The organism is Pseudomonas sp. 2,4-D (assembly GCF_030418155.1).
In the GTDB taxonomy this organism is placed as follows: domain Bacteria; phylum Pseudomonadota; class Gammaproteobacteria; order Pseudomonadales; family Pseudomonadaceae; genus Aquipseudomonas; species Aquipseudomonas alloputida.
The window spans coordinates 1-7,846 of record NZ_JAUHUI010000075.1 but is presented as its reverse complement, the minus strand read 5'-3'; the positions used below and the strand labels follow the sequence as shown (position 1 = coordinate 7,846).

General features: G+C 62.9%; 5 protein-coding genes and 1 pseudogene. 3 read left to right on the top strand and 3 right to left on the bottom strand.

Going from position 1 to position 7,846, the window contains the following annotated elements; translation table 11 throughout:
• Nucleotides 1-447: 447 nt before the first annotated feature.
• Nucleotides 448-1,335, top strand: coding sequence for a protease HtpX (htpX, locus tag QYE47_RS26980; protein ID WP_010952899.1), 888 nt, complete (start codon nucleotides 448-450; stop codon nucleotides 1,333-1,335).
• A 179-nt stretch (nucleotides 1,336-1,514) separates the two neighbouring features.
• Here the strand turns inward: htpX and QYE47_RS26975 are convergent, their stop codons facing one another.
• On the bottom strand, nucleotides 1,515-2,165 hold the full coding sequence (locus QYE47_RS26975; RefSeq protein ID WP_014591951.1) for a thiopurine S-methyltransferase: 651 nt from the start codon (nucleotides 2,163-2,165) through the stop codon (nucleotides 1,515-1,517).
• A 101-nt stretch (nucleotides 2,166-2,266) separates the two neighbouring features.
• Between QYE47_RS26975 and QYE47_RS26970 the strand changes: the two genes are divergently transcribed.
• The gene (locus QYE47_RS26970) at nucleotides 2,267-3,034 is read left to right on the top strand and encodes a class III extradiol ring-cleavage dioxygenase (protein WP_014591952.1); all 768 of its coding nucleotides are present in this window, start codon (nucleotides 2,267-2,269) and stop codon (nucleotides 3,032-3,034) included.
• Nucleotides 3,035-3,175: 141 nt separating this feature from the next.
• Here QYE47_RS26970 and QYE47_RS26965 read toward each other — a convergent pair.
• Both QYE47_RS26965 and QYE47_RS26960 read right to left on the bottom strand, forming a co-directional pair.
• Nucleotides 3,176-4,889: pseudogene (locus QYE47_RS26965) on the bottom strand (DEAD/DEAH box helicase).
• Nucleotides 4,890-5,206: 317 nt separating this feature from the next.
• A complete protein-coding gene (locus QYE47_RS26960) occupies nucleotides 5,207-5,962 on the bottom strand; it encodes a spermidine synthase (protein ID WP_003247095.1) in 756 nt (251 codons plus the stop codon).
• A gap of 116 nt (nucleotides 5,963-6,078) precedes the next feature.
• On the opposite strand from QYE47_RS26960, the gene QYE47_RS26955 reads away from it, so the two are divergent.
• Nucleotides 6,079-7,425, top strand: coding sequence for a class II 3-deoxy-7-phosphoheptulonate synthase (locus QYE47_RS26955; RefSeq protein WP_010952895.1), 1,347 nt, complete (start codon nucleotides 6,079-6,081; stop codon nucleotides 7,423-7,425).
• Nucleotides 7,426-7,846 lie beyond the last annotated feature (421 nt).

Genomic DNA, 7,846 nt, shown 5'->3' with positions numbered 1-7,846 from the left:
AGATCGAGCGCCGCCCGCGCGGCGCTTCGCGGGTAAACCCGCTCCTACGTTTGTTTCGGGCCAGTCCATCCTGTGCCAGGAGCGCGCGATCGCCTTGTTCGTACGACGCGATATCGAGCCATGCGCCAGGGCGTTCGCGCGCAAATCCCACAGGCATAATTGGCCCGAAACAAACGTAGGAGCGGGTTTACCCGCGAAGCGCCGCGCGAGCGGCGCTCGATCTCACAGGCGCCACACCACTTGCGGCAAACACCCAGCGGCCTTGACGCAACCCCAAGCCGAATGTTTCTTACATCCTGCAACGCTCTATCCCACAGCCCACACGCCATCCTCTGCCATACTCCGCCGTACACAGTTTGAAATAGTCCCCCGATTGAATCGGCGCGGCAGGCCCCTTATATACCCCGCAGTAAGCGACAACTCATCCGTCAGGAGAACGTAACAACCATGATGCGCATTCTGTTGTTTGTAGCCACCAACCTCGCGGTGGTGCTGGTTGCAAGCATTACCCTGAGCCTGTTCGGTTTCAACGGGTTCATGGCCGCCAACGGGGTCGATCTGAACCTCAGCAGCCTGCTGGTGTTCTGCGCCGTGTTCGGCTTTGCCGGCTCCCTCGTCTCGCTGTTCATCTCCAAGTGGATGGCGAAGATGACCACCGGCACCCAGATCATCAGCCAGCCGCGCACCCGCCACGAGCAATGGCTGCTGCAAACGGTCGAAGAGCTGTCCCGCGAAGCGGGCATCAAAATGCCTGAGGTGGGTATCTTCCCGGCTTACGAGGCCAACGCCTTCGCCACCGGCTGGAACCGCAACGACGCGCTGGTCGCGGTGTCCCAGGGCCTGCTGGAGCGCTTCTCGCCCGATGAAGTGCGCGCGGTACTGGCCCACGAAATCGGCCACGTTGCCAACGGCGACATGGTCACCCTGGCGCTGGTGCAGGGCGTGGTGAACACCTTCGTGATGTTCTTTGCACGCATCATCGGCAACTTTGTCGACAAGGTCATCTTCAAGAACGAAGAGGGCCAAGGCATTGCCTACTATGTGGCGACCATCGTTGCCGAGCTGATCCTTGGCATCCTGGCCAGCATGATCGTGATGTGGTTCTCGCGCCGCCGCGAATTCCGCGCCGACGAAGCCGGTGCGCAGCTGGCCGGTACCGCGGCAATGATCGGCGCCCTGCAGCGCCTGCGCGTGGAACAAGGCCTGCCAGTGCACATGCCGGACACCATGAAGGCCTTCGGCATCAATGGCGGCCTCAAGCACGGCCTGGCTGGGTTGCTGATGAGCCACCCACCGCTGGAAGACCGCATCGAGGCCCTGCGCCAGCGCGGCTGATCCACCTGATAAAAACAAAGGGCGACTTCGGTCGCCCTTTTTTATTCACCCGGCCTCACGCAGTTTCTGAGGGAGCGGGCGCGCCCGCGAACACCGGCAAAGCCGGTGCCATCTACCGCTTCGCCTGTTTCGCGGGCACGCCCGCTCCCACATGGGCCGGCGCAGCCTGCCCTATCTGCTTACCGGCTGAGCCGGTACACCCGCTCCAACAAACTCGACGCCCCGGCCTGCACAAACTTCGGGCTCTCCTCAATCACCTCCACAGCCTCCAGTTGCTCCACCTGCCACCCCGCAAACCCCTGCCTCAGCTCTTCATCCCTGACCGAAAACGGCGGCCCGGCCAACAATGACTGGTCATACTCCAGCGTCACCACCAACCCACGGCAATTCGCCGGCAGCAAACCCGACAACAGCTGCATATACCGCGCACGCATCTGCACCGGCAGCGCAATCACCGCCGCCCGGTCATACAGCCCCACGCAGTCAGCCACATCCTCTGCCCGCAAGGCAAAGAAGTCGCCACACCACAGCTGCACATCTCCACTGCGCCAAACCTCAAATGCGCCCTGCTGCCGCACTTCGGCCTCAAGCCCGTGCTCACGGAAAAAATCCTCCACCGCCCGCCGCGACAGCTCCACACCCAATACGCGATGGCCCTGCCCTGCCAACCAGGCCAAGTCCAGGCTCTTGCCACACAACGGCACCAGCACACGGCTGCCGGGCGCCAACTGCAACTGTGGCCAATACGTCTGCAGATAGGGGTTCACCTGCGCCTGGTGAAAGCCGATCTGGTTGTCGGCCCACCGTTGCTGCCAGAACGCTGGTTCCATGATCACTCCCGATTTTTTGATGATTTGTCGGTAAAACTTGGTTTGGATTTCGATCTGTACTTAATCGAAGATGGTTGCATCTTAACCTTCAGGACCCCGCCATGCTGCCCAGCCTGTTCATTTCCCATGGTTCCCCCATGCTTGCCCTGCAACCCGGCGCCAGCGGGCCGGCACTGTCCGGGTTGGCCAACGCGCTGCCTCGGCCGAAAGCGATCGTGGTGGTGTCGGCACACTGGGAAAGCCGCGAGCTGCTGGTCACCGGCAGCGCACAGCCCGAAACCTGGCATGACTTCCACGGCTTCCCACCGGCCCTGTATGCGGTGCAGTACCCGGCGCCGGGCGAGCCCGGGCTTGCTGGCCAGGTCAGTGAGCGGTTGAAGGCTGCGGGGTTACCCGCGCGGCTGGACATGCAACGCCCATTCGACCATGGCGCCTGGGTGCCGCTGTCGCTGATGTACCCGGATGCGAGCATTCCCGTGGTGCAGGTTTCCCTGCCCAGCCACATGGGGCCGGCGCTGCAGCTGAAGGTGGGCCAGGCACTGGCGGGGTTGCGTGCCGAGGATGTACTGCTGATAGGTTCGGGCAGCATTACCCACAACCTGGGTGAGCTGGACTGGCATGCAGGGCCGGATGTGATCGAGCCGTGGGCGCTGGCGTTCAGGGATTGGGTGGTAGACCGGCTGGAGGAGGATGACCAGGCGGCGTTGCTGGATTACCGGCAGCAGGCGCCGTTTGCGGTGCGCAACCATCCCAGTGATGAGCATTTGCTGCCGCTGTTCTTTGCCCTCGGGGCCGGGAGCAAGTTCGGCGTGGTGCATCAGGGGTTTACCCTGGGCGCGCTGGGGATGGACATCTATCGGTTCGACTGAAGGGCCTCTTCGCGGGCAAGCCCGCTCCTACAGGTACTGAAATCTGTGGGGTACCTGTAGGAGCGGGCTTGCCCGCGAAAGGGCCGGTACAGGTAAAAAAAATCCCCGACCTAAGCCGGGGATTTTTTCGTTACGCCAGGATCAATCCTCGCGGTAGCGACGCAGCTTCAGCTGCTTGCCAGCCACGCGGGTGTCCTTGAGCTTGGACAGCAGCTTCTCAAGGCCGTCTTCCGGCAGCTCGACCAAGCTGAAGCTGTCGCGCACCTGGATGCGGCCGATAGCGTCACGCGCCAGGCCACCTTCGTTGAGGATCGCACCCAGCAGGTTCTTGGCAGCGATACCATCACGGGCACCCAGGGCGGTACGGCAACGCACGCGGCCTTCGGCCAACGGCAGCGGTGCACGGCGCTCACGGTCACCACGATCAGGACGCTCGCCACGCTCACCGCGCTCGGTACGCTCACCACGCGGGGCGAAGCTCGGCACCAGCGGCTGCTCACGCTCTACCGCCGCCAGGTCCAGCGCCTGGCCATTGGTGGCCTTGCGCAGCAGGGCCGAAGCCAGGGCGCGCGCGCTGCAACCGAGGTCGGTGGTCAGGCGGTCGAACAGCTCGCCATGGGTGGCTTCTGCTTCGGCTACCAGCGGCGCCAGGCTCGAGGTCAGCTTCTTGATGCGGGCATCCAGCACGGCCTGGGCATTCGGCAGGCGCGCTTCGGCAACCTTCTGCCCGGTAACACGCTCGATCACCTGCAGCATGCGGCGCTCACGCGGGGTAACCAGCAACAGTGCACGGCCATCGCGACCGGCACGGCCAGTACGGCCGATACGGTGTACGTAGGACTCCGGGTCGTACGGCATGTCAACGTTGAATACGTGAGTGATGCGCGGTACGTCCAGGCCACGGGCAGCGACGTCGGTGGCGACGACGATGTCCAGGCGGCCATCCTTGAGCGAGTCGATCACGCGCTCACGCTGGTTCTGGGCGATATCGCCGTTCAGTGCAGCAGCCTTGTAGCCTTTGGCTTCCAGCGCGGCGGCCAGGTCCAGGGTGGCTTGCTTGGTACGCACGAAGGCGATCAGCGCGTCGAACTCTTCCACTTCCAGCAGACGCAGCACAGCCGGGATCTTCTGGTCCGCGTGGACCATCAGGTGGGCCTGCTCGATCGCGGTAACGGTCTGGGTCTTGGTCTGGATCTTGACGTGTTTGGGTTCACGCAGGTGACGCTCGGCGATCGAACGGATCGACGACGGCAGGGTTGCGGAGAACAGTACGGTCTGACGGGTAGCCGGGATTGCGTCGAAGATCACTTCGAGGTCGTCCATGAAGCCCAGCTTCAGCATCTCGTCGGCTTCGTCCAGTACCAGGTACTGTACGGTCGACAAGACTTTTTCGTCACGACGCAGGTGGTCGCACAGACGGCCCGGGGTGGCCACGACGATTTGCGCGCCGTTGCGGATCGCACGCAGCTGTGGGCCCATCGGGGCACCACCGTAGACGGCGACAACGTTCACGCCCGGCATCTGCTTGGCGTAGGTTTCGAAAGCGGTAGCAACTTGCAGCGCCAACTCACGGGTTGGCGCCAGGATCAGGGCTTGCGGTTCGCGCTTGCTCACATCGATCTTGTTCAGGATCGGCAGGGCGAAGGCAGCGGTTTTGCCGGTGCCAGTCTGCGCCTGGCCGATCATGTCGTGACCGGCGAGGATGATCGGGATCGATTGTTGCTGAATGGCGGACGGCTCTTCGTAGCCGGTAGCCACAACGGCAGCAACAATGTTCGGGTTAAGATCGAGAGCGGCGAAGCCGCCGGTTTCCTGGGTCATGGGTCTGCCTCTAGGTGCATCCGCAAAGACCCATGCTCCAAAGCTGCACATGCCTTGAAAGACCGTCAGGTCACCCAGGCAGCTTTGGCGGCGGGGATTTGCGAAAACGATTGAAAAAGAAAACTTGGGAAGGTCCGCCTAGCGGACGCGCAGCCGAAGCTGGACTCGGAGGATTTGCACCACCTGATTTTGAGGTCCGCTAAAAGACCGGCGCGTACTATACCTGAAATAGTCGCGTACGTGAGGAAAATTTTCATGGAGGCAGGGCCAGTATCGGGCCATCGCGCGCAACAGGCTGAATCGATAATCCCTTTAAGCCTTACGCGCTCGGTGTCGGAGCGGTTGAGCCTTTCAGGTAGCCGGCCGAATCTCGCGGATCAGCCCCTCGAGGCTGTACCCCAAACGCGGCGCCAGCGCCTCGGCCCGGGCTCTCAAACCGTCCAGGTCCAGCGACTGCTCCAGGTCTGCCGGCACCAGCAGAATCACATTGCCCTCCTTCACAGGCAGTTCCCAGTAATGCCGGTGGTACAACCCGCGCAGCAATGCCGCGCCCAGCGGCCTGCCATCATCAGTGGCCCATTGGTTGATCACCAGCCAGCCGCCCGGGTTCAGGTGCTGCTGGCAGTTCTCCAGAAAGTTCCACGCCAGGTGCCCGACCCCAGGACCATGGTCGGTGTACAAGTCAACGAACAGCAGGTCGGCCTTCTCTGCCGTGGGCAGCAGCTCCAGCGCATCGCCGATGCGCACATACAGCCGCGGGTCGTCGTCCAGGCCCAGGTAATCCATGGCCAGGCGCGGCACATCCGGGCGCAGCTCGATGGCCTCGATGTCTTCCAGCGGCAGGAACTTCATGCAGGCCTGGGTCAGCGTGCCGGCGCCCAGGCCCAGAAACAGCGCACTCTCCGGCAGTTCGTGACACAGCGCCCCCACCAGCATGGCGCGGGTGTAGTCGTACTCCAGCCAGCTGGGGTCGGCCGTGAACACGCAGCTTTGCTCGATCGCATCGCCGAATTCCAGAAACCGGTAGTCGTCTACTTCGTACACGCTGATGACGCCAAAAGCATCTTCTACCCGTGCCAGCAGCCGCTCTTGCCGTTCCGCCGTCATGTCCACCACCCACCTGCGCAAAAACGCGCATTGTCCGCCAACACCCTTGATGCAACAAGCGCAGCGCCAACTGTTACCATGGCCCATAGCCTACAACCGACAAGACCGAGCCCAAGATGAACCAACCGTGGAGCCCCGACAGCTGGCGCGCCCTGCCGATCCAGCAGCAACCGACCTACCCCGATGCCGCGCACCTGCTGAAGGTTGAACAGACCCTGGCCAGCTACCCGCCGCTGGTGTTCGCGGGTGAGGCGCGCGAGCTGCGCCGGCAGTTCGCCGAGGTCACCGAAGGCCGTGCCTTTCTGCTTCAGGGCGGCGATTGCGCCGAGAGCTTCGCCGAGTTCTCGGCTGCAAAAATCCGCGACACCTTCAAGGTGTTGCTGCAAATGGCCATTGTCATGACCTTTGCCGCCGGCTGCCCGGTGGTGAAAGTGGGGCGTATGGCCGGGCAGTTCGCCAAACCGCGCTCATCTGGCGATGAAACCATCGGCGACGTCACCCTCCCCGCCTACCGTGGCGACATTGTCAACGGCATCGGTTTCGACGCCAAAAGCCGCATTCCGGACCCGGAACGCCTGCTGCAGGCCTACCACCAGGCCACCGCCAGCCTCAACTTGCTGCGCGCGTTCGCCCAAGGCGGGTTTGCCGACCTGCACCAGGTGCACAAGTGGAACCTGGACTTCATTGCCAACTCGGCGCTGGCCGACAAGTACCACCAGTTGGCCAATCGCATCGATGAAACCCTGGCGTTCATGCGTGCCTGTGGCCTGGACAGTGCGCCGCAACTGCGCGAAACCAGCTTCTTCACGGCCCACGAAGCGCTGCTGCTGAACTATGAAGAAGCCTTCGTGCGCCAGGACAGCCTGACTGGCGACTACTACGACTGCTCGGCGCACATGCTGTGGATCGGCGACCGCACCCGCCAGCTCGATGGCGCTCATGTGGAGTTCCTGCGTGGCGTGCACAACCCGATCGGGGTCAAGGTTGGCCCGAGCATGAACCCCGAAGAGCTGATCCGCCTGATCGACACGCTCAACCCGGCCAACGACCCGGGGCGTCTGAACCTGATCGTGCGCATGGGCGCGGGCAAGGTTGGCGACCACTTGCCGGGGCTGATCCGCACTGTCGAGCGCGAGGGGCGCAAGGTGCTGTGGAGTTCCGACCCGATGCACGGCAACACCATCAAGGCCAGCAGCGGTTACAAGACCCGCGATTTTGCGCAGATTCTGGATGAGGTGAAGCAGTTCTTCCAAGTACACCAGGCCGAGGGCAGCCATGCCGGCGGTATCCATATCGAGATGACTGGGCAGAACGTCACCGAATGCATCGGCGGTGCCCGGCCGATCACCGAGGATGCGTTGTCTGACCGGTATCACACCCATTGTGATCCGCGGATGAATGCCGATCAGTCGCTGGAGTTGGCATTCCTGATTGCCGAAACCCTCAAGCAGGTGCGGCGCTGAGCGCTTTTCGCTTTTGATCTTGCTTCTAAGCGCGCGGTAGTTCAGGCGACGCAGATTGCGACTTCAGGAGGCCGAGCGCAGGCCTTGCGGAGGGAGATGACGGGCATGGATGCCCGTCAAGCGCTGAGGCCCCATGGATGGGGCCTGCAGCGCGTGCTCCCGGGAGCAAGGCCGGAGCGAGGGGACCCCGGAGCGCAGCGTAGGGGCCGGATGATGGGAGCCGACGGTTTTTGGTCCCTTTTTGCCACGACAAAAAGGGACCCGCCGTAAGGGCGGAAAGGTGAGTCGGCGTCGCCATCGCAAACGGACTGTACGCCCGATCAGAACCGGCGCTAAAGCTTTGGGCTTTTGGGTTGTGCGCTTTCACATCAAGTAGACATTCATTCACGATGCAGGCGCCTATTCACCTTTCCGCCCTTCC

Coding starts and splice junctions, on each gene's coding strand:
- htpX (WP_010952899.1), top strand. CDS start 448: ATGATGCGCATTCTGTTGTTTGTAGCCACCAACCTCGCGGTGGTGCTG.
- QYE47_RS26975 (WP_014591951.1), bottom strand. CDS start 2,165: ATGGAACCAGCGTTCTGGCAGCAACGGTGGGCCGACAACCAGATCGGC.
- QYE47_RS26960 (WP_003247095.1), bottom strand. CDS start 5,962: ATGACGGCGGAACGGCAAGAGCGGCTGCTGGCACGGGTAGAAGATGCT.
- QYE47_RS26970 (WP_014591952.1), top strand. CDS start 2,267: ATGCTGCCCAGCCTGTTCATTTCCCATGGTTCCCCCATGCTTGCCCTG.
- QYE47_RS26955 (WP_010952895.1), top strand. CDS start 6,079: ATGAACCAACCGTGGAGCCCCGACAGCTGGCGCGCCCTGCCGATCCAG.